Genomic DNA, 18,231 nt, shown 5'->3' with positions numbered 1-18,231 from the left:
CCTGCTGCGCGGGCCGGTCCAATCGGCTGCTCCTTTCGGCGGCAGAGTCTTGTTGTGCGTCGCCCCGGAGTGTTGGAATGCGCTTTCCACAGTCCGATCAGAGCAGAGGGAAGCCATGGCGCGAGCGCGGAATCCACGAAGCACCAGAGGGCACCGGTTGTCGGTCCTCCGGGTGGGCGGGCGCATCGAACGATCGGAGGCGGACCTCGCGGGAGCCTTCCCGTCGTGGCGGCGATCGCGGGGCACGTCCCGGTTCTCCCGTCCACTTCGCGCGGTGTTCGGCCTGGGCGCGGCGCTGGCTCTCGCGCTGCCGCTGTTTCCCGGCGCGGCGGCAGCGGATCAGGAGCACCACCACGGGCACAATCCGGCCTGGACGGCGAGCTGGGCGGCCAGCCCGGTGCGCGGCAGCGAGGTCCCCGGATTCGACTGCCCGGCGGGGCAGGGACTGCGGGGACAGACCGTGCGCAACGTCGTCTTCCTCAGCTCGGGCGGTCCCGAGGTGCGGATCCGCCTGACCAACGCCTTCGGTGCGGAACCTCTGCGGGTGGGCCGGTCCACGGTGGCCGTGCAGGACTCGCAGGCCCAGGCGGTCGGGGAGACGATGCGTGCGCTGACCTTCGACGGGCGCGAGCACGTCACCATCCCCGCGGGCGAGGAGGTGTTCAGCGACCCGGTCGACCTCGACGTCGAGGCGTTGTCCACGCTGCTGGTCAGCGTCTTCTACCCCGGATCGACCGGTCCGTTGACCCAGCACCCGTTCACCGCGCAGACCAACTACGTCGCCCAGGGCAACCGCAGCCACAGGCCCTCGGGCGAGGGCTACGGCACCACCACCTGCTGGATGGGCGTCAGCGGGGTCGACGTCGCTGCGCAACCGCGGTCGACTGGATCGGTGGTCGCCTTCGGCGACTCCATCACCGACGGGGTCGACACCACCGTCGACGCGAACCACCGCTGGCCCGACCACCTCTCCCGGAGGCTGCGCTCCGCCGAGGGAAGCGCGGAGCTGTCGGTGGTCAACGCTGGGATCAGCGGCAACCGGCTGCTGGCCGAACGCCCCGGCAAGCCCTACTCCGGCATCGCCGGGCTCGACCGGCTCGAGCGGGACGCGTTCGGACAGAGCGCGGCGGAGACGATGATCCTGCTGGAGGGGATCAACGACATCTCCGACGACGCCACGGCCGACCAGCTCATCGAGGGCTACGAGCAGCTGGTGCGGCGAGCCCACCGCGCGGGGATGCGGGTGCTCGGCGGCACGCTCACCCAGTTCAAGGGCTCGGTGGTGTGGACGCCCGAGCGGGAGAGCACCCGGCAGCGGGTCAACACCTGGATCCGCAGCACCGAGCTCTTCGACGGTGTGGTGGACTTCGCCGCAGCCACCGCCGATCCCGAGCACCCGCTGCGGCTGCGCCCCGAGTACGACAGCGGTGACGGCCTGCACCCCAACGACGCGGGAGCCAGGGCCATGGCCGAGGCGGTGGACCTGTCCGCGCTGCACCGGCGGCACTGAAGCAACCGCGCGCAGGCCGGGCGGTGACCGCACCGGACGCGCCGGTGCGCACGGAAGGAGCGCGTGGGCCCTTTCCGTGCGCACCGGCGTCGTATCGGTCGGGAGCAACCACGGTTGTCGGGCAGAGCTCGCTGTCGCGGGCGGGGCCCACCGGCCCGGGCAGTGCGGAACCACTCGCCGCGGAGAGCGGTGAGCCGGCCGGCGCTGCCGCGCCGAGCACGATCCCGACAGCGCTCCACAACCCTCGTCTTGCATTCGGGGCATCGTGATCGCGCCCGCAGGCCGTCAACCGGACGCGGTGATCGTTTTCCCGGCGAGTCACATCGCGGGGACTCGCGCACCGGGCTGCTCCGCGGGGACGTGTCGACTGGGCCGTGCGGCGTGAAAACCGCGGACTGAATCGATTCCCCTCTTGATCGGTCAACCGGTCGCGGAGCACAGTATCGATTCACCGGGGGGATGTCCGTTGGACCCCAGGAGAGGAAAGACCATGCCCGTGCGATCGAAGGCGGCGGCCACCGCGGCTGCGCTGGCCCTGGCCGCGTTGATGTCCTCGTCCGCGGTGGCCGCTCCACAGCAGGACACCGCGGCGGACACCCAGGTCTTCTTCGACGACTTCTCCGGAAGCTCGCTGGACCGGTCGAAGTGGAACGTCGAGGTGACCGGGCAGAACTTCGGTACGGTCAACAACGAGCAGCAGGCCTATGTGGACTCGCCGGAGACGATCTACATCGACCAGGCTGCGGCGGGCGCCAACAACGGCGCCCTGGCGCTGCACCCGCGCTACCGGCCGGGCTACCAGGCGCCCGACGGCAGGACCTACGACTTCGTGTCCGGCCGGGTCAACACCCAGGACAAGTTCGAGTTCACCTACGGCAGCTACGCGGCGCGCGTGAAACTGCCCGCGGGTGGCAACGCCTCCGGGCTGTGGCCGGCCTGGTGGTCGCTCGGCGCGAAGATCGACGAGGGGGAGCCGTGGCCGAACAACGGTGAGGTCGACGTGATGGAGCACGTCGGTGAACCGTGGACCAGCAGCGCCCTGCACGGGCCGGAGTACCATGGGGACACGCCGGTCACCGCCGACCAGCACTTCGAGGGCACGGATCCGGGCGGCTGGCACGTCTACCGCGCCGACTGGACCCCCGAGGGGATCAGCTTCTACGTCGACGACCAGCGGATCTACCGGATCACCAAGCAGGAGATCCAGAACAACGGCTGGACCTGGGTCTACGACGATCCGCAGTTCATGATCCTCAACTTCGCCCTCGGCGGGAGCTATCCGCAGGGCGTCAACGGGGTCACCGAGCCCTACCCGGGACTGCCTCAGTCCACTGTGGACAAGGTGGCCGCGGACTCGGCCCGCTACCTGATCGACTGGGTGCGCGTCCGGCAGTGATGCCGCACCGCAACACCGCGTTCGGTTGAGCGAGCGCGCACCGATCCGCCCGGTGGGGACGTTCCCGCCGGGCGGATCCGTGCGGGAATCGGTGCCGCCGCGGCACTGACGGCGCACCCCATCGCCGACTAGGCTGCCGGGCGGGAGAGATCACGGGCTCTCGCGTGCTCCGGGTGTTCGGAACGGAAGGGACGAGCATGACGCGCTACGGCGACTACCAGACCGAGATCTACGCGGGCGGGCTCGCCGGGCACTTACCGGCCCAGCCGGTGGACTTCGCCTCCCTCGAGCGCAAGGCCGCCGAGGTCCTGCCCTCGTGGATCCACTCCTACGTCGCGGGCGGTGCCGGCGACGAGCACACCCAGCGCGTCAACGTCACCGAGTTCCAGCGCTGGGGACTGGTTCCGCGCATGCTCAACGGCGCTCACGAGCGCGACCTGTCGGTCGAGCTGTTCGGCCTGAACCTGCCGCACCCGCTGTTCCTCGCGCCGATCGGGGTGCTCGGCCTCTGCGCCCAGGACTTCCACGGTGACCTGGCCACGGCCCGCGCCTGCGCCCGCACCGGCGTGCCGATGACCGTCTCCACCCTCACGCAGGACCCGCTGGAGGACGTCGCCGCCGAGCTCGGTGACACGCCGGGCTTCTTCCAGCTCTACACCCCGCAGGACCGCGATCTGGCGCTGAGCCTGATCCGCCGCGCCGAGAACGCGGGGTACCGCGCGTTGATCGTCACCGTCGACACCTGGGTGACCGGCTGGCGCCCGCGGGACCTGAACACGGCCAACTTCCCGCAGCTGCGCGGCTACTGCCTGGCCAACTACACCAGCGACGCGGCCTTCCTCCGCCGGTTGCCCGCCGACCCCGCCGAGAACCCCTCGGCCGTGGTCGGCGAGTGGGTCAACGTCTTCGGCAAGTCCCTGGGCTGGCAGGACCTCGAGTGGATACGCGAAGCCACCGACCTGCCGATCCTGCTCAAGGGCATCCAGCACCCCGACGACGTGCGTCGCGCGAAGGACCACGGTGTCGACGGGATCCACTGCTCCAATCACGGCGGGCGGCAGGCCAACGGTGGGGTCCCCGCGCTGCGGATGCTGCCCGAGGTCGTCGACGCGGCCGGGGAGCTGCCCGTGCTGTTCGACTCCGGCATCCGCAGTGGAACGGACGCGGTCAAGGCGCTGGCCCTCGGGGCCACCGCCGTCGGTATCGGCAGGCCCTACGCCTACGCCCTGGCCGCGGGTGGTGAGCACGCCGTGGTGCACCAGCTGCGTTCCCTGCTGGCCGAGGCCGACCTGCTCATGGCCGTGGACGGTTACCCGGATCTCGCCGCGCTGCGGCGGGCGGATCTGCGGCAGCTCTGAGCGCTCGACCGGACTCGCCCGCCCCGCGCTCGGGTCCACAGTGCCCGCCCGGGGGCGGGGCAGGCACTGTGGACCGACCGTCCGGCACCGCGGCCGGGCAGGATCACGGTGACGGAACGCGGGCGGGTTCGCCCGAGCGTTTCGACGGCCGCGTGGTGGTCTCCCCTCGCTGCCGAGTGGCCGTTCAGCGCGGGTGTCCGACGTCCGAGCCGGGCTCACCGGTTCCGAAGTGGTTGCCCGAGGCCCACACGTGCATCCACTTCTCGTTCTCCTGCCGGTAGGCGTTGCCCTGCTTGTTGACCTCGGCGGGCTTGGAGTCGTGGTAGAACCAGTTGTTGTCGATGTCGCACCGGTCGGCGGGCACGCCGCGGATCGCGATGGCCTCCTGGGCCCGGTTGTCGGGGTGGACGTCGTGGGTGAAGCGGAAGGTGTTGTGGTGGATGTTGATGGTTCCACCCGCGACCTCGCCGGAACCGTTGTTCTGGTTCACCCCGTGCATGTCGAAGGCGTGGCTGATCGGGTGCTCCCCGACGAGGTTGTAGCGGGCCGTGTAGCCGTTCTCCGCGTAGCCGAATCCGGCGATCGAGTGCCTGTTGTAGTCGAAGTAGTTCCACTCGATCACCGATTCCCCGTTGTAGAGGTTCACCCCGTAACCGAAGTGCTCCATGGGGTTGTTGTGGATGCTGGAGTGGTCCACGCGCGCGGAGACGGGATAGCCCTTGGCGCCGACGGAGATGGCGGCGTGGGTGAAGCCGTACAGCTGGCAGTTGTCCACTCGGCAGTCGTTGCCGAGGAAGTGGATTCCACCGATCAGGTAGTTCTGGTATTCCTGGTGGTCGGAGGGGTCTCCCTGGTTGCCCTCGGGGTCCCAGTAGTTCGCGAGTCTGGGGCCCTGGATGCGCAGTCCGGTGAACCGCACCCGGTCACCGCGGGTCTTGAACATGGGCAGGGGAGTGTCGGCGACCGGGTTGTTGTCCCGGGTGGTGTACAGCAACCCGCCCAGGCTGCCGTTGTTGCCGCGTCCGCCGGAAAGGATCACCCCGGAGGCGATGGACAGGGTGTTCTCCTGGCCGGTCAGGTCGATCTGCGCGTCGTCGCCGACCCGGATGATGTCGCCGTCGCCGGCCTGCTCCAACGCGTTCTTCAAGCCGTCGAAGTCGTTGACGTGGAACGAGGGCTCATCGCCCGGGCTGGAGTGGTAGGTTTTTCCGCCGCCCTGATCCAGGTCCACCGGTGCCGGGTCGGGCAGCGTGCTCACCGCGAGCGGAGCGGCGCCTTGCCGCCGGAGCGGGGCGGGAGCTGAGCGGCCCGCGGCCGCACCGGTCGACATCCCGGCCAGTGCGAGCCCGGCCGCACCCGCCGTGCCGAGCTTCAGGAAATTCCTCCGGGCGAGGGAGCCCTCATCGGGTCTTTCGGAATCGTTCCGCGCGCCGAATCGCATGGATCACCTTTCCGCGTCGATCTCCGCCTCTTCTCTCGCGGATTCCGCGGGGATCCTGTTGCAGAACGGGACAACGCGTCAACAGCGCGACGAAAAGGAGAAGTCGTTTTCGCTCCGGCGTGCGATTCGCTCCGGGTGGAGACGTGGTCGACTGCTCTTTTCGGTGGATTCTCGTTTTCGTGGAGTGCTTTTTGTGAAATTTCCTCCGAAGAAGATTCTCGGTGTGGCCGGAGGTGCTCCTCGGCGGGTGAGGGGATCGGTGCGCTCGGACTGCGGGTGGCCGCGGCGGCCGCTCGTGCGGAGTTCGGGGAGTGGGGAAGCGGCTGGCGGTTTGCTGGCGGTCGTTCGGTAACGATTCGAAAACACTGGGGGCGCGTGGGCGTGCCGCTTCCGGAGTGGCGGGCTGTTCGACCGGGCGAAGCGGGCCGAGCTCGGGGACACTGGCTCGCGCCAGGGGAACCGGGGGAAGGGGGAGCTTCTGAAGGGGCTTCTTTTACTGGTCGCCGTCGCGTTGCTGGTGTGGTGGGTCGCCGACTCGCCGCAGGAGGCCGCGGCGGCCGCACAGCAGGGTCTGACGATGTTGCGTCAGGCGGCCGAGTCGTTGAAGACGTTCCTCGACACGGTCTCCTGAGCGGAGGGGCCGCGGGCTTGCGCGCGGCCGGCGTCGGAAGCACCGCGCCGGCAGGCGGCACGCTCGCGACGGGCATCGTCAGGCGCGGTTCGCCCGGCGGTGGCTCGTGCGCTCTCGGCGCGACGAGGCCGCCGGACGGGGACGCGACGAGCGTCGGGAAGCGGCGGGAGGTGCGAACCCGGATCAGAGGTCGAGCTGGATGCGTCCACCGGCCGCGCTCAGCATGGCCAGTGCCGCCTCCGCGAGATCGAACTCGTGACCGTGGTTCTCGGCGTGCGCGCGGCGCAGGTTGACCGCGTGGCGCTCCGCGTCGTGCCACTCGGGCCAGTGCTGCCGGGCACGCTGCTGCAGCGTGTCGTACTCGGGCTCGGCGATCGCGGTGACGTCGAGCAGCCAGCGCAGGTACGCGACCTGCCGGTCGAGCACGGCCTCGGTCGCGGTGGTGATCGGGCCGTGCCCGGGGACGAACGTGCTCGCCCCGAAGCTTTTCACCCAGTCGAGCGCGTCGAGCCAGCCGGCTATGCTGCCGTGCAACGCCAGCGGAGTGACTCCGGAGAACAGCAGGTCGCCGGTGAACAGCACGCCCTCGGCCGGGTGGTGGACGACCAGGTCCCCACCGGTGTGCGCCCGGTTGGGCACGGGGTGCAGCTCGATGCGGGTCCGGCCCAGGTCCACTTCGGCAGGCTCCGGAACGGGAGTGATCCGCTCGGGCGGGGAGATCTCTCCCCAGGGGACCTGTCCGAAGATCTCGGGGTGGGTGTGCGGTCCCCCGCGGACCTCCTCGGCCGCGGTGGGGGTGGCGTGCACGGTTCCACCGGCCCGCTCCACGTGTCCGGCCCCGTTGGCGTGGTCCCCGTGGGCGTGCGTGAGCACCGCGCTGAGCGGGAGGTCCCGGTCGGTGCTGCGTGCTTGCTCGATCAGGTGACGGCTGCGCTGTGCGGTGGCGCAGGTGTCCACCAGCACCAGCCGTTCGGTGCCACCGATCCAGCCCGCGTTGTTGAGAAACCACCCGCCGGGTGGTTGCAGGTAGGCGGTGGTGCGCGGGCCGAGCGATCGGATCTCGACGGACGACATCGTTGCGGGGCTCCTCGTGGGACGGCTTGCTCGGGGCTCGGGCGGCGAATCCCGGCGCGGGGCACTCGCACGGGGTGGTGCGCGATCTCCCGCGGCGACCGCCCCGCGCCGGGCGCGGGGCGGTCGAGACCGGTCAGCCGGTGCTGACCCGCAGCGTCTGTCCGCCCACCGATACCTCGTCGCCGGGAACGAGCTGGCGCCCCCTGCGGGTCTCGACCTCCTGGTTGACCCGCACCTCGCCCGCCTGGACGAGGCTCTTGGCCTCGGCGCCGTGCTCGACCACGCCCGCCAGCTTGAGCAGTTGACCGAGCCGGATGGTCTCGTCCCGGATCTCCACGTCCTCCATGAGCACCATTCTCCCCGTGGGGTGCCCGGGCGGTTCGCGGGTGTGCCACCGGTGGGCGAGCTGGAGCTGCCCGCCCGAGGGGCGGGCCGAGGGGCGTGACGGGTCCCCGAACAGCGGTTGAGAGCTTTTCATTTTTGATCGTTCCTTCTTTCGAGGAAACGGGTCGCCCGGTTTCGTGGTTTCCGTTCGGGGTGTTCACTGTCGATAACTTCCCGGCAATGTGCTGCTCACCCGTCGGAATGAGATTGTTCGAAAATCTCGCAGAAGGTGGCTCATAAACTTCGGGTCACGATACGGTCACGAGTGTGGATCAGTTCGGCTCGACCGTGCGTCATTTCGGGAAATGACTTTCCGACGGAACCGACGCGTCGCCGTCCCGCGTGGCACGCGTGCCCGACTCGGAGGCGGCCGTTGCTCCGAACTTCCCCCCAAGCTGATCGTTTTCGAAGGAGAGGTGCCACCATGGCCGACTCCAATCCGTCCCCGGGAACCCCGTCCGCGGGAAACGGCGACGCGAAACACGCCCACGGTGCTGCCGCGGAGGGCTCGGAGGGTTTCACCGGGCGCTACGTCGTGGTGCTCAGTGACGACGTCTTCGCCCGGGAGGCCGACGGGATCGAAACACTGCGCTCGTTGAGCGGGGCGAGCAACGTCGCCAGCACGAGCGACTTCGAGTTCGGCGCCCTGGACGTCGACCAGGCGGCGAGTGCCGACGCGACGATGTTCGGCGACCTGGGGCTGGGCGTGTTCCACGCTGATCCGGACAGGGCCGAGGCGATCGCCGAGGCGGCCGCGCAGGATTCCCGGATCGTGTCCGTGGAGCCCGAGCAGGTCATGTACGCGCTGGGCGACTCCGGGCGCGCCTCCGAAGTGGACGGTGGGACCGCCGAGCGGCTCTCCGCCGCTCCCAGCTGGTCGGCGGCCGGCCCCGCCGCGCAGTTCGCCGACACGGCCCGGGCCACCTGGGGACTGCAGGCCACGGAGACGACGAACTCGCCGCTGACCGGCGCGGGGATCAGCGTGGCCGTGCTGGACACCGGGTTCGAGACCGAGCACCCGGACTTCGAGGGACGTGAGCTGAGCACCCGCTCGTTCGTGTCCGGTCAGTCCGCCCGGGACGGCAATGGTCACGGCACGCACTGCGTGGGCACGTCCTGCGGGCCGCAGAACCCGCCGGACCCGCCGGGCAGCCGTCGGTACGGCATCGCGGCGGAGGCCGAGATCCTGGTGGGCAAAGTCCTCGGGGACCAGGGGTCGGGTTCGGACACCGAGATCCTCGCCGCGATCAACTGGGCCGTCAAGAACGACTGCCGCGTGATCTCCATGTCGCTGGGTGCCAACAGCCGCCAGGTCTCGAAGCGCTACGAGACCGTCGGGCAGCGCGCGTTGAACCGCGGGTCGCTGATCATCGCCGCGGCGGGCAACAACGCGAAGCGCAGTGCGGGGGATCCCGGTTTCGTCGGCGTGCCCGCCAACAGCCCCTCGATCATGGCGGTCGCCGCGCTGGACTCCCAGCTCGGCATCGCCGACTTCTCGGCGCGCAGCAGTTCCGTGGAGGGCGGACAGGTCGACATCGCCGCACCGGGCGTGGACGTCTACTCGAGCTGGCTCATGGAGCAGCGGTACAACACGATCTCGGGCACGAGCATGGCCACCCCGCACGTGTCGGGCATCGCCGCGCTGTGGGCCGAGCGCAGCGGCGCGCGCGGGGAGGCGCTGTGGTCGACACTGGTGCGTGCGGCGCAGCGTCTGGAACTGCCCGCGGCCGATGTGGGGGCCGGTCTGGTCAAGGCCCCGTTGTGACGGTGGACGTGCGGGCCTTCCCGCACCGGGCCACGGTTTCCCAGGAGGCGGTGGGATGTCCGAGAGAGTGGTGGTCACCCTCGGTGAGGAGTGGCTGAACGATCCCGAGACCGCCGCGGAGGAGCTGCGGCGGTCAGGGATGCGCGTGGAGCAGGTGCTCGACCAGCTCGGCGTGGTCCTCGGGTCGTTGTCGGAGGCCGACGCCGAGCAGGTGCGCGGCCTGCCCGGGGTGGTCGCGGTGGAGGCCGAGGGGAGCTTCGGAATTCCGTAGTGCTCGCGGCGGAGCTCCCCGCGGCCTGCGGTCCGGTTGCTGCTGCACGTGGTGTGCTTCGGCGCCGTCGCGGAAGCGGGGCGAAGCGGACTCGGAAGGGCCTTCGGCGCGGTTCTGCGGAAAGCCGCTCACCGCGGGGGCCGGGCACCGGTGCAACCGGATCGCCTCCGGCCGGGGCCGGGGTCAGCGGCGAGGTCCCTGCCCCGGGTACCACCAGTCAGCGGGAGGTTCCGCCCCGGGAGGGGCGCCCGTTTCTCCGGGCGCGCCGCTCCGCGTGTGCGGTCTCGCCATTCTGTCGGTGACGATCCTGTTGAGCTCCGTGCCGAGCACCATCCCCACGGGGCGTTCGTCGTCGAGGACGAGGATCGAACTGCTGCCGGGCGACCGGAGCCGCAGGAGTACGCCCGTCAGGGGTTCGTCCGCGGTGGCGGACTCGAACTCGGAAACGGGCCGGGCGAGTTGACGTACCGTCGTGCGCTCCTGGTCCGGAATCGGGACCGCACGTAGCTGTTCGGGGGTGACCACCCCTTCCGCACGTCCGTCCGCGTCCGTGACGGCCAGGGCGGAGTTGCCGTGCATCCCGGAGACGGTCAGCGCGGTGCGCACCGGAGACTCCGCCGCGATCGGTGCCAGAGCGACTCCGATGACGTCGGCGATCCGCACCCCTTCGAGCGCGGCGCTCACCTGGGCCTGCTTGTTCTCCGCGCCGGCGGACTGGATGACGAACAGCCCGATCAGCACGGCCCAGACCCCCTCGTAACCCCGGGTGGCCAGGTTGTAGAAGCCGTAGGCGATGAGCAGCGCTCCCAGCGCGGTCCCGGTGCGCGTGGCCCACACGGCGGCTTTGAAGCGGTCCCCGGTGCGGGACCAGATCGCGGCGCGCAGGATCCGTCCCCCGTCCAGCGGGGCGGCCGGCAGCAGGTTGAACACGGCCACGACCAGGTTCAGCGCGCTCAGGTAGCTCGCCACGGCCACGCTCAGCTGTCCCGCCTGCAGCGCGGCCAGAGCCCAGGCGAGCCCGGCGAACACCCCGGCGAGCAGCCCGCTGGCCAGCGGTCCGACCACGGCTATGAGCAGGTCGACCCGCGGGTTGGGGGCCTCACCGCGCAGCCGGGAGACCCCGCCCAGCAGCCACAGGGTGATCCCGTCGACCGGCACACCGCGGCGGACGGCCACGAGCGCGTGAGCCAGCTCGTGCACCAGCACCGAGGTGATCAGCAGCAGCGCGGCCACGGCCCCGGACAGCCAGTAGAAGAAGGCGGAGTGGCCGGGGAAGACGTTCGGCAGCCAGTAGGAGCCGAGCACGAACACGATCAGCCCGACGATGCCGGCCACGCTCCAGTGCAGCCCGAGGCGAATCCCCGCCACACGGCCCAGGGGAAGCGTGCCTGTCATCGCCGATCCGCCAACCTGCTCGGAGGTCTCGTCGCGGAAGGTCCGGTCTGCTCCGTTCGAGCCTTCCACGACCAGCGTCACAGCGTTTCCTCCCGCGGGCAAGCACCAGGTGCGGTTCCGGGGCGGTGGCGGTTCGGGTGGTCGGTGTTGTTCAACCGGTCAGCACGTAGAGCGTGCCCAGCCCGGCCACCAGGGTCGCCAGCAGCGTGATCCCGGCCGGGAGCGTCCCGTCGCGCAGCGGGCGCGGTTCGTGGTCCTGGTTCTCGGCGTGGTGCCGGTGCACGGCCAGGGCGCTGACCAGTCCCGCCACCGGCAGCAGCACGCAGGCCGCCCCGACCGCGAGTCGTGGGCGGGTGTGCGCGACGAGTTTGAGCAGCACCAACGCGCCGACGAGGAAAGTCAGGGCGGTGCGCAGCCAGGCCAGCGTGGTGCGCTCGGTCTGCAACCCGGGTGGGGGTTCGGGAGGTTGCCCGGGGTGGCCCATCTCGATCAGCTCCGTTCGCTTGCGGTTCCGTCCGGGGCGGAGCACCTCGCGGGGCTTCCGCGGGCGTGGGCGGCTCGGTGGACTCGCTGTGGCGCGGGAACGGGGTCAGAAGGCCAGCAGCACCAGCAGCACCGCCACGGCCACCCCGATGGCCGCGAGCCCGTAACCGAGAAAAGCCCCCATCCGCGGGGGAGGAAGCGGTCTGCCGGTGCGCAGCGCCTTCTCCGTGGTGGCCCAGCGGGTGAACGAGACCGCGCTGATGAGCACGCCGCCGAGCAGCAGCAGCACGGCGAGCCCGGTGACCAGCGGGGCGTGCAGCATGGCCGTGGTGGTGTTGACCGCTTCGATGCCCACTCCCGCGGCCATCAGCGCCATCGCGGTGCGCAGCCACGCCAGGAAGGTCCGCTCGTTGGCCAGGGTGAAGCGGGGGTCGGGGTCGGTACCTTCTTGGTAGACCCGGTGCGGTCGGCGGGTTTCGTGGGGTGGCGCGGACATGACGCCATCCTAACGGGGGAGTGCACTGGCTGATTGCGCGGAACTCGGCGGAGGGGTTTCGGGCGCCCGGGGTGGTGGGCAGTCCGTGGTGGAACGAACTCTCGGGTTCTCGGAGGTCCGACCATGGCGCTGGGTCCCCGCACGGTGCACTTGATACATCGCTCGGGCGCGGCCGTTATCGGACTCGCCCTGCTCGTGTTCGCGATCACGGGACTGGTCCGGGGGCTGTCCTGGTTCAGGACGGAGGGGCAGTGGGTCTACGGGCTGTCCAGCAACGGTGCGTTGGCCATCATCTCCGTGGTGGCCGGTGCGCTCCTGGTGGGGGCGGCCCTGTGGGGGCCGAGGGTCTCGTCCACGACGAGCGTCGTGTTCGCGGTGCTGTTCCTGCTGTCGGGGATCGTGCACCTGGCGATTCTGCACACGACGTTCAACGTCCTGGCGTTCCGCTTGCCGAACGTGTTCTTCAGCCTGGTCGTGGGGATCTTCCTGCTGGTGCTCGGTTTCTACGGCCGGGTCTCGGGAGGGCTGCCGCCCGACAACCCCTACCGGCGCGCGCATCCGATGCGTTCCCGCCGTCCGGATCCGGAGGAGCAACTGCGCGCGGAGGAACCCGACGAGCAGGAGCGGCGCCTGCTGGAGGCCGAAGTCGCCATGGGCGAGGGCAAGGCGACCGCCGAGCAGGTCCTGTCCGTGCGGCGGGATCACGCGCGGCGGAGGGCCTCGGAGCGTGCCAGGGCCTGGCGCCAGGCCGCGCGTCGTGGCTCCTCGGACGGGGGTTGAGCGGAGTCTCGCGCCGGCAGTCCGGCCGGGACCAACTGCCCGGCCGAGGGCCGTCCGGTCAGCGCTGTTTGTCGAACAGCGCGTCCCGCACCCGGTCGACGAGCCCCATCCCGGGGTTCAAGAGCATGTTGGCCGGGGAGTGGTCCGGGGCCGCCGGGTGCGGCCGCGTCGGGGCCACGGAGCGCACCATCGTGATCTTGCTGCCCAGGGCCAGCAGCTGGCGGGCGCTGCAGGCGGAGTGCAGGCGTGGGAGCAGTTCCCGCTCCTCGCCGCGCGTGTGCTGGCGGAAGTCTTGGAACAGCGCGCGGGCGCGCCGGTCGAACTCCTCCTGGTCGGAAGGAGTCATCTCCAGGGCTTTCAGCTCCCGCTCGAACCGCGCGTGCTCGGACAGCTCCCGTTCCGCGGCGGCCTGGAGCTCGGGCAGCTTCTCCTGCACCGCCGGGTAGAGGTATTCCTCCTCGGCCACCATGTGGCGGATCATCTCGGCGGTGATGTATTCGACCAGTCCACGCCGGTCCCACGAGTCGCCGGAGTCGTTCTCGTACTCCGCGAAAGCCCGTTCCAGAGTGCGGTGATCGTTGTCCACGATGTCGATCAGATCGCCCTCGTTGGTGACCAGTTCCCGCAGCATGGTGCTCCCCTGCGGCGTCGATGCGCACGTGTTCGAATGTTCGGGCTGCGCCCGGGTGGTGCCCGGTTCGTTCCGGGGACGCACTCCCTCGGGGGTTTCCGGGGGGACCCGGGGTGAAACCTCCCGGGTACGTGCGGCCCCGCCCGGGGGTTTGGCTCCGGGGGAGTCGTGGAAGTTTTTCGGGGGAACTCGCGTGGGAACACGGGCGCCGGATTCCGGGAAGGGGCGACTCGTTGAGCACGGACTCGGAGGGTGCGGGGGCCGTACCGACTGTCACGGTGGGGTTGCTGTCCGATCCGGGCAGGCCGACCGACATCGCTCGCAAGTTGAGCACGGAGTTGCCCGAGGTGCTGGCGGACCGGGTCAACAGCGAGGTCGTCTGGCGGGCGCGCGTCCGCTCCGAGCAGATTCCGCTGGACGAGAAGGGGCGCATTCCCCTGGACGAGGCGGCGGAGAAGCTGCCCGAGGAGCAGTGGGATCTGATGGTCTGCATCACCGAGTTGCCCCGCAGCGACGGGAGTCGGCCCGTGGTGGCCGACGTCGACGTGGCCCGCGGGGTCGGACTGGCCTCGCTGCCCGCGATCGGCTGGCTGCGCCCGCGCGCCCACGCGCGCAACACCGTGGCGCACGTGCTCGGCATGCTCAGCAAGGAGAAGCTGGGGTCCAGCGGCAGTCGTGCGGTCAGCCGCAGCCACCACCACATACGCAGGCGCCCCACCGAGCTCGCCTCGCCGGTGCGGCAGGTCCCCTCCGAGCAGGAGAACATCGACCTGCACCTGGCGCTGACCGGCACGCGGGGCAGGCTGCGGTTGTTGTTCGGGATGGTGCGGGACAACCGCCCGTGGAGGCTGGTGCCCAGTTTGTCCAGGGCGATCGCCGCTTCGGCCGCCGCGGCCGCGTTCGGGATCTTCTACCCGTCGATCTGGGGCATGGCCGATGCGCTGAGCCCGCTGCGGCTGTTGGGGATCTCCTGCTTCGCCGTGGCGATGATGGCCGTCTGGATCATCGTGCACAACAGCCTGTGGGAGCGCCCCGCGCGGCACGGGGACGCGAAACGGGCCGCGATGTACAACGCCGCCACCCTGCTGACCCTGCTGATCGGCGTGGTGTGCATGTACGTGCTGCTGTTCGCCGTGACGTTGCTGGCCGCGGTGGCGGTCATCTCCGCCTCCTACATGGAGGTCCAGCTCGGGCACTCGGTGGGGCTGTCCGAGTACGCGAGTCTGGTGTGGTTGGCCAGTTCGATGGGCACCATCGCGGGTGCTCTGGGGTCCAGCCTGGAGAGCGAGGCCGCGGTGCGCCGGGCCACCTACAGCAAGCGGGAGCAGGAACGCCGAGCGCGCAGGCGCAGGAGGGAACGCACCGGGCAGGAGCACGAGGACGCGGACTGATCGGCCGTTCGCTGCCGGTGTGGAGGTTGTGCACCCGAGCGTGCTGGGTATTCCCCTGCTGAGGGACAGCGTTGATCGAGGGACGGCGTTGATTGGGGAAAGACCATGCAACACGACACGTTCATCGGCCAGGTGCAGGCCCGTGCCAAGCTGCCGAGCCGCGGAGCGGCCGAGGCGGTCACGCGGGCGACGCTGGAGACGCTCGGTGAGCGGATCCCGGAGCAGCTCGCCGAGCACGTGGCCGCCCAGCTCCCGAGGGAGATCGGCGAGCACCTGCGGCGCACCGAGGTGTTCAGCGGCGCGGGCAGCGGGGAGCGCTTCGACCTGAAGGAGTTCCTCGAACGGGTGAGCTCTCGTGGCGGGTTGGACGAGTCCGGGGCCGCGTACGCCAGCCGGGTGGTCATGGAGATGCTGCGCGAAGCCACCCAGGGCGGTCAGATGGACAAGGTGCGGGACGCCTTGCCGGAGCAGCTCCGGCAGCTCCTCGACTCCGGAAGCACCGGCGAGATGCACACGACCTGAGCAGGCGTTTATCGGCGCAGGCTCACTCGGCGGAACCTCGGACGACGCCCGGATCCGGGAGTCCCTGACACCGGGTAGCGGTCCAGCTGGTGCGGGGCCGTCCTCGCCGGGCGCTCGACCGGGAGCTCGCGACGGTGCGAGTTGCCCGGGTGGATTCTTCGATGCCGCGCCGAGAAGCGCCACGTCAGTAGCCGACGCGGCAGGAACGCGCTGGTGAGCTCGTGAACGCGGCCCTCGCGCACGCGAGGCGGAGGAGTTCGGCGCAGAGCGCGCAAGTGCCCCTAGGAGACGGGAGGTCTCCCGGATGCGGACCGTTCCCGCAGCGCCGCTCGCGGACGGTGAGTACGAGCGAGTGGATGCCTTCTGGCGAGCCGCGAACTACCTGGCCGTCGGTCAGCTCTACCTGACGGCGAACCCGCTGCTGCGTGAGTCGTTGCGTGCCGAGCACGTCAAATCGAGGTTGCTCGGTCACTGGGGCACGGTGCCCGGACTCACGCTCGTGTACTCCCATCTCAACAGGTTGATCCGTCTCCGCGATCTCGACGTGCTGTACGTGACCGGACCGGGGCACGGTGGCCCGGCCCTGCAGGCGGCCACCTGGCTGGAGGGCTCCTACAGCGAGATGTATCCGGCCGTGAGCAGGGACGAGGACGGCATGGCCGCACTGTTCGGGAACTTCTCGTCCCCGGGGGGCATGCCCAGTCACACCGGTCCCGAAGTCCCCGGTTCGATCAACGAGGGCGGGGAGCTGGGCTATTCCCTGGCGCACGCCTACGGAGCGGTGTTCGACGCCCCGGAGCGCATCGCGGTCTGCGTGATCGGGGACGGTGAGGCGGAGACGGGGCCGTTGGCCACGGCCTGGCACGGCAACAAGTTCCTCGATCCCGTCCACGACGGTGCGGTGCTTCCGGTGCTGCACCTGAACGGGTACAAGATCGCCAATCCGACCCTGCTGGACCGCATCGGTGACGAGGAGCTCTCCGCGTTGCTGAGCGGGTACGGGCACGCCCCCTACTGGGTCGAGGGGGATGCCCCGGAGCAGGTGCACCGGGACCTCGCGGGAGCGCTGGACCGCGCGGTCGACGACATTCGGGAGATCCACCGGGCCGCACGGGAGCGCGGTGCGAGAAGCAGGCCGCGGTGGCCGATGATCGTGCTGCGTACCCCGAAGGGGTGGACGGGACCCGGCGAGCTGGGCGGTGATCCCGTGGAGGGAACCTGGCGGGCCCACCAGATCCCGCTGGACGCCCCCGCGGAGGATCCGGAGCGGCTCGAGCTGCTGGAGCGGTGGATGCGCGAGTACGCCCCGGAGGAGTTGTTCGACGGGCGGGGCCGGCCCCGCCCGGTGGTCACCGAGGCGATTCCGGAGGGGAACAGGAGGATGGGCGCCGGTCCGGCCGCCAACGGGGGAGCGGCTGCCGCGCTGAGGCTTCCGGACGTCCGTGAGTACGCGGTGGAGCTCCCCCGACGCGGTGGCGGGGTCGGATCGCCCATGGCCGCGCTCGGGGAGTACCTGCGTGACGTGTTCTCCGCGAACGAGCGGCGGCGCGACTTCCGGATCTTCTGCCCCGACGAGCTGGACTCCAACAAACTGGGCGCCGTCCACGCCGCGACCTCGCGGGCCTGGCAGGCGGGGACGGACTCGGTGGAGGCCGAGCTGGCTCCCGGAGGCAGGGTCATGGAGATGCTCAGCGAGCACACCCTCCAGGGGTGGCTGGAGGGATACCTGCTGACGGGCAGGCACGGTCTTTTCGTCAGCTACGAGGCGTTCGTGCACATAGTCGACTCGATGTTCAACCAGTTCGCCAAGTGGCTGAAGGTCAGTGGTGAACTGTCGTGGCGGGGGGCGGTTCCCTCGTTGACCTACCTGCTGAGCTCGCACGTCTGGCAGCAGGACCACAACGGTTTCTCGCACCAGGACCCCGGTTTCCTCGACCACGTCACGCACAAGAAGCCGGAGCTGGTTCGGGTGCATCTGCCTCCTGACGCGAACACGCTGCTCTGCGTCGTCGACAGCTGTCTGCGTGGTGAGAACGTAATCAACGTTGTCGTGTCCGGCAAGCAGTCCCAGCCGAACTGGTTGGCGATGGACGAGGCGCGGCGCCACGTCGTGCGGGGTATCGGGATGTGGGACTGGGCGGGCACTGCCGCGGGGGAGCCGGACGTGGTGCTCGCCTGCGCGGGTGACGTGCCCACCAGGGAGACCCTCGCCGCCGTGGACCTGCTGCGGCACCGGCTTCCGCGGGTGGGGGTGCGAGTGGTCAACGTGATCGACCTGCTGCGTCTGCAGGGCGGGCGGGAGAACCCGCGCGGAATCCCCGACGCCGAGTTCGAGTCCCTGTTCACGACCGACAAGCCGGTGGTGTTCGTCTACCACGGCTATCCGTGGTTGATCCATCGGCTCACGCACGGGAGGCCGAACCGGAACCTGCACGTGCGCGGCTACCGCGAGGAGGGGGCCACCACCACGCCCTTCGACATGGCTGTGCGCAACGGGATAGACCGCTACGCGCTGGTCGTCGACGTGATCGACCACGTCGCGGGGTTGGGGGAGGTGGCCGCGGAGACGCGGCAGGCGATGATCGACAAGCGCACCGAGCACGATCTCCACACCCGCGAGCACGGGCGGGATCTTCCCGAGGTCGCGGAGTGGACCTGGCAGGGCCCCGGTTCCGGGGAACGTTCCCGATGAGGGGCGGTGAG

At 70.3% G+C, this 18,231-nt stretch carries 16 protein-coding genes; 9 read left to right on the top strand and 7 right to left on the bottom strand.

Annotated elements, in window-relative coordinates:
* Window positions 1-274: 274 nt before the first annotated feature.
* The 3 genes from G9Q41_RS02030 to G9Q41_RS02020 all read left to right on the top strand — a co-directional run bounded on the left by G9Q41_RS02030 (window position 275) and on the right by G9Q41_RS02020 (window position 4,264).
* Window positions 275-1,510, top strand: a complete 1,236-nt coding sequence (locus G9Q41_RS02030) for an SGNH/GDSL hydrolase family protein (protein WP_165631475.1) — start codon at window positions 275-277, stop codon at window positions 1,508-1,510.
* 490 nt (window positions 1,511-2,000) lie between these two features.
* Window positions 2,001-2,906: a glycoside hydrolase family 16 protein gene (locus tag G9Q41_RS02025; protein WP_092521387.1), complete on the top strand. Its 906-nt coding sequence runs from the start codon at window positions 2,001-2,003 to the stop codon at window positions 2,904-2,906.
* Window positions 2,907-3,103: 197 nt separating this feature from the next.
* Window positions 3,104-4,264: an alpha-hydroxy-acid oxidizing protein gene (locus G9Q41_RS02020; protein ID WP_092522673.1), complete on the top strand. Its 1,161-nt coding sequence runs from the start codon at window positions 3,104-3,106 to the stop codon at window positions 4,262-4,264.
* A 184-nt stretch (window positions 4,265-4,448) separates the two neighbouring features.
* Here G9Q41_RS02020 and G9Q41_RS02015 read toward each other — a convergent pair whose 3' ends face one another.
* From G9Q41_RS02015 to G9Q41_RS22545, 3 genes are all read right to left on the bottom strand, one after another.
* Complete coding sequence (locus G9Q41_RS02015; RefSeq protein ID WP_165631476.1) at window positions 4,449-5,705, bottom strand: hypothetical protein; 1,257 nt, start codon at window positions 5,703-5,705, stop codon at window positions 4,449-4,451.
* An 814-nt stretch (window positions 5,706-6,519) separates the two neighbouring features.
* Window positions 6,520-7,410 carry an MBL fold metallo-hydrolase gene (locus G9Q41_RS02010; RefSeq protein ID WP_165631477.1) on the bottom strand — a complete coding sequence of 297 codons (891 nt, stop codon included), beginning with the start codon at window positions 7,408-7,410 and terminating at the stop codon, window positions 6,520-6,522.
* 133 nt (window positions 7,411-7,543) lie between these two features.
* Window positions 7,544-7,756 (bottom strand): RNA-binding S4 domain-containing protein, encoded by a 213-nt coding sequence (locus G9Q41_RS22545; protein WP_092521393.1) that lies wholly within the window; start codon window positions 7,754-7,756, stop codon window positions 7,544-7,546.
* 462 nt (window positions 7,757-8,218) lie between these two features.
* Between G9Q41_RS22545 and G9Q41_RS02000 the strand changes: the two genes are divergently transcribed.
* Window positions 8,219-9,559 (top strand): S8 family serine peptidase, encoded by a 1,341-nt coding sequence (locus G9Q41_RS02000; protein ID WP_207630398.1) that lies wholly within the window; start codon window positions 8,219-8,221, stop codon window positions 9,557-9,559.
* 55 nt (window positions 9,560-9,614) lie between these two features.
* Window positions 9,615-9,830, top strand: a complete 216-nt coding sequence (locus G9Q41_RS01995; protein WP_165631478.1) for a hypothetical protein — start codon at window positions 9,615-9,617, stop codon at window positions 9,828-9,830.
* A 183-nt stretch (window positions 9,831-10,013) separates the two neighbouring features.
* On the opposite strand, the gene G9Q41_RS01990 is transcribed toward G9Q41_RS01995, so the two are convergent.
* The 3 genes from G9Q41_RS01990 to G9Q41_RS01980 all read right to left on the bottom strand — a co-directional run bounded on the left by G9Q41_RS01990 (window position 10,014) and on the right by G9Q41_RS01980 (window position 12,204).
* Window positions 10,014-11,306, bottom strand: coding sequence for a site-2 protease family protein (locus G9Q41_RS01990; protein WP_347567431.1), 1,293 nt, complete (start codon window positions 11,304-11,306; stop codon window positions 10,014-10,016).
* A gap of 70 nt (window positions 11,307-11,376) precedes the next feature.
* Window positions 11,377-11,709, bottom strand: a complete 333-nt coding sequence (locus G9Q41_RS01985) for a DUF202 domain-containing protein (protein ID WP_165631479.1) — start codon at window positions 11,707-11,709, stop codon at window positions 11,377-11,379.
* A 105-nt stretch (window positions 11,710-11,814) separates the two neighbouring features.
* Entirely contained in the window at window positions 11,815-12,204 is a 390-nt protein-coding gene (locus G9Q41_RS01980) for a DUF202 domain-containing protein (protein ID WP_165631480.1), read from the bottom strand.
* A gap of 123 nt (window positions 12,205-12,327) precedes the next feature.
* Here G9Q41_RS01980 and G9Q41_RS01975 point away from each other — a divergent pair, with 123 nt between their 5' ends.
* Window positions 12,328-12,984 (top strand): DUF4383 domain-containing protein, encoded by a 657-nt coding sequence (locus tag G9Q41_RS01975; RefSeq protein ID WP_165631481.1) that lies wholly within the window; start codon window positions 12,328-12,330, stop codon window positions 12,982-12,984.
* 58 nt (window positions 12,985-13,042) lie between these two features.
* On the opposite strand, the gene G9Q41_RS01970 is transcribed toward G9Q41_RS01975, so the two are convergent.
* The gene (locus tag G9Q41_RS01970) at window positions 13,043-13,615 is read right to left on the bottom strand and encodes a hemerythrin domain-containing protein (protein WP_165631482.1); all 573 of its coding nucleotides are present in this window, start codon (window positions 13,613-13,615) and stop codon (window positions 13,043-13,045) included.
* Between the two features lie 233 nt (window positions 13,616-13,848).
* On the opposite strand from G9Q41_RS01970, the gene G9Q41_RS01965 reads away from it, so the two are divergent.
* From G9Q41_RS01965 to G9Q41_RS01955, 3 genes are all read left to right on the top strand, one after another.
* Window positions 13,849-15,006, top strand: a complete 1,158-nt coding sequence (locus G9Q41_RS01965) for a DUF2267 domain-containing protein (RefSeq protein ID WP_165631483.1) — start codon at window positions 13,849-13,851, stop codon at window positions 15,004-15,006.
* 105 nt (window positions 15,007-15,111) lie between these two features.
* Window positions 15,112-15,528, top strand: coding sequence for a DUF2267 domain-containing protein (locus tag G9Q41_RS01960; RefSeq protein WP_017975003.1), 417 nt, complete (start codon window positions 15,112-15,114; stop codon window positions 15,526-15,528).
* 304 nt (window positions 15,529-15,832) lie between these two features.
* Window positions 15,833-18,220, top strand: a complete 2,388-nt coding sequence (locus tag G9Q41_RS01955; RefSeq protein ID WP_165631484.1) for a phosphoketolase family protein — start codon at window positions 15,833-15,835, stop codon at window positions 18,218-18,220.
* The last annotated feature ends 11 nt before the right edge of the window (window positions 18,221-18,231 follow it).

Origin of the sequence: Actinopolyspora sp. BKK2 (assembly GCF_011291845.1) — a bacterium.
Classification (GTDB): Bacteria; Actinomycetota; Actinomycetes; order Mycobacteriales; family Pseudonocardiaceae; genus Actinopolyspora; species Actinopolyspora saharensis.
The sequence above is the reverse complement of the archived record's forward strand: the minus strand, read 5'-3'. Positions and strand labels throughout refer to the sequence as shown.

What these genes read in the sequence shown, in the direction of transcription:
- G9Q41_RS02000 (WP_207630398.1), top strand. Translation starts at nt 8,219, where the DNA reads ATGGCCGACTCCAATCCGTCCCCGGGAACCCCGTCCGCGGGAAACGGC.
- G9Q41_RS01980 (WP_165631480.1), bottom strand. Translation starts at nt 12,204, where the DNA reads ATGTCCGCGCCACCCCACGAAACCCGCCGACCGCACCGGGTCTACCAA.
- G9Q41_RS01955 (WP_165631484.1), top strand. Translation starts at nt 15,833, where the DNA reads ATGCGGACCGTTCCCGCAGCGCCGCTCGCGGACGGTGAGTACGAGCGA.
- G9Q41_RS02020 (WP_092522673.1), top strand. Translation starts at nt 3,104, where the DNA reads ATGACGCGCTACGGCGACTACCAGACCGAGATCTACGCGGGCGGGCTC.
- G9Q41_RS01995 (WP_165631478.1), top strand. Translation starts at nt 9,615, where the DNA reads ATGTCCGAGAGAGTGGTGGTCACCCTCGGTGAGGAGTGGCTGAACGAT.
- G9Q41_RS02015 (WP_165631476.1), bottom strand. Translation starts at nt 5,705, where the DNA reads ATGCGATTCGGCGCGCGGAACGATTCCGAAAGACCCGATGAGGGCTCC.
- G9Q41_RS02025 (WP_092521387.1), top strand. Translation starts at nt 2,001, where the DNA reads ATGCCCGTGCGATCGAAGGCGGCGGCCACCGCGGCTGCGCTGGCCCTG.
- G9Q41_RS22545 (WP_092521393.1), bottom strand. Translation starts at nt 7,756, where the DNA reads ATGGAGGACGTGGAGATCCGGGACGAGACCATCCGGCTCGGTCAACTG.
- G9Q41_RS01985 (WP_165631479.1), bottom strand. Translation starts at nt 11,709, where the DNA reads ATGGGCCACCCCGGGCAACCTCCCGAACCCCCACCCGGGTTGCAGACC.
- G9Q41_RS02010 (WP_165631477.1), bottom strand. Translation starts at nt 7,410, where the DNA reads ATGTCGTCCGTCGAGATCCGATCGCTCGGCCCGCGCACCACCGCCTAC.
- G9Q41_RS01960 (WP_017975003.1), top strand. Translation starts at nt 15,112, where the DNA reads ATGCAACACGACACGTTCATCGGCCAGGTGCAGGCCCGTGCCAAGCTG.
- G9Q41_RS01970 (WP_165631482.1), bottom strand. Translation starts at nt 13,615, where the DNA reads ATGCTGCGGGAACTGGTCACCAACGAGGGCGATCTGATCGACATCGTG.
- G9Q41_RS01975 (WP_165631481.1), top strand. Translation starts at nt 12,328, where the DNA reads ATGGCGCTGGGTCCCCGCACGGTGCACTTGATACATCGCTCGGGCGCG.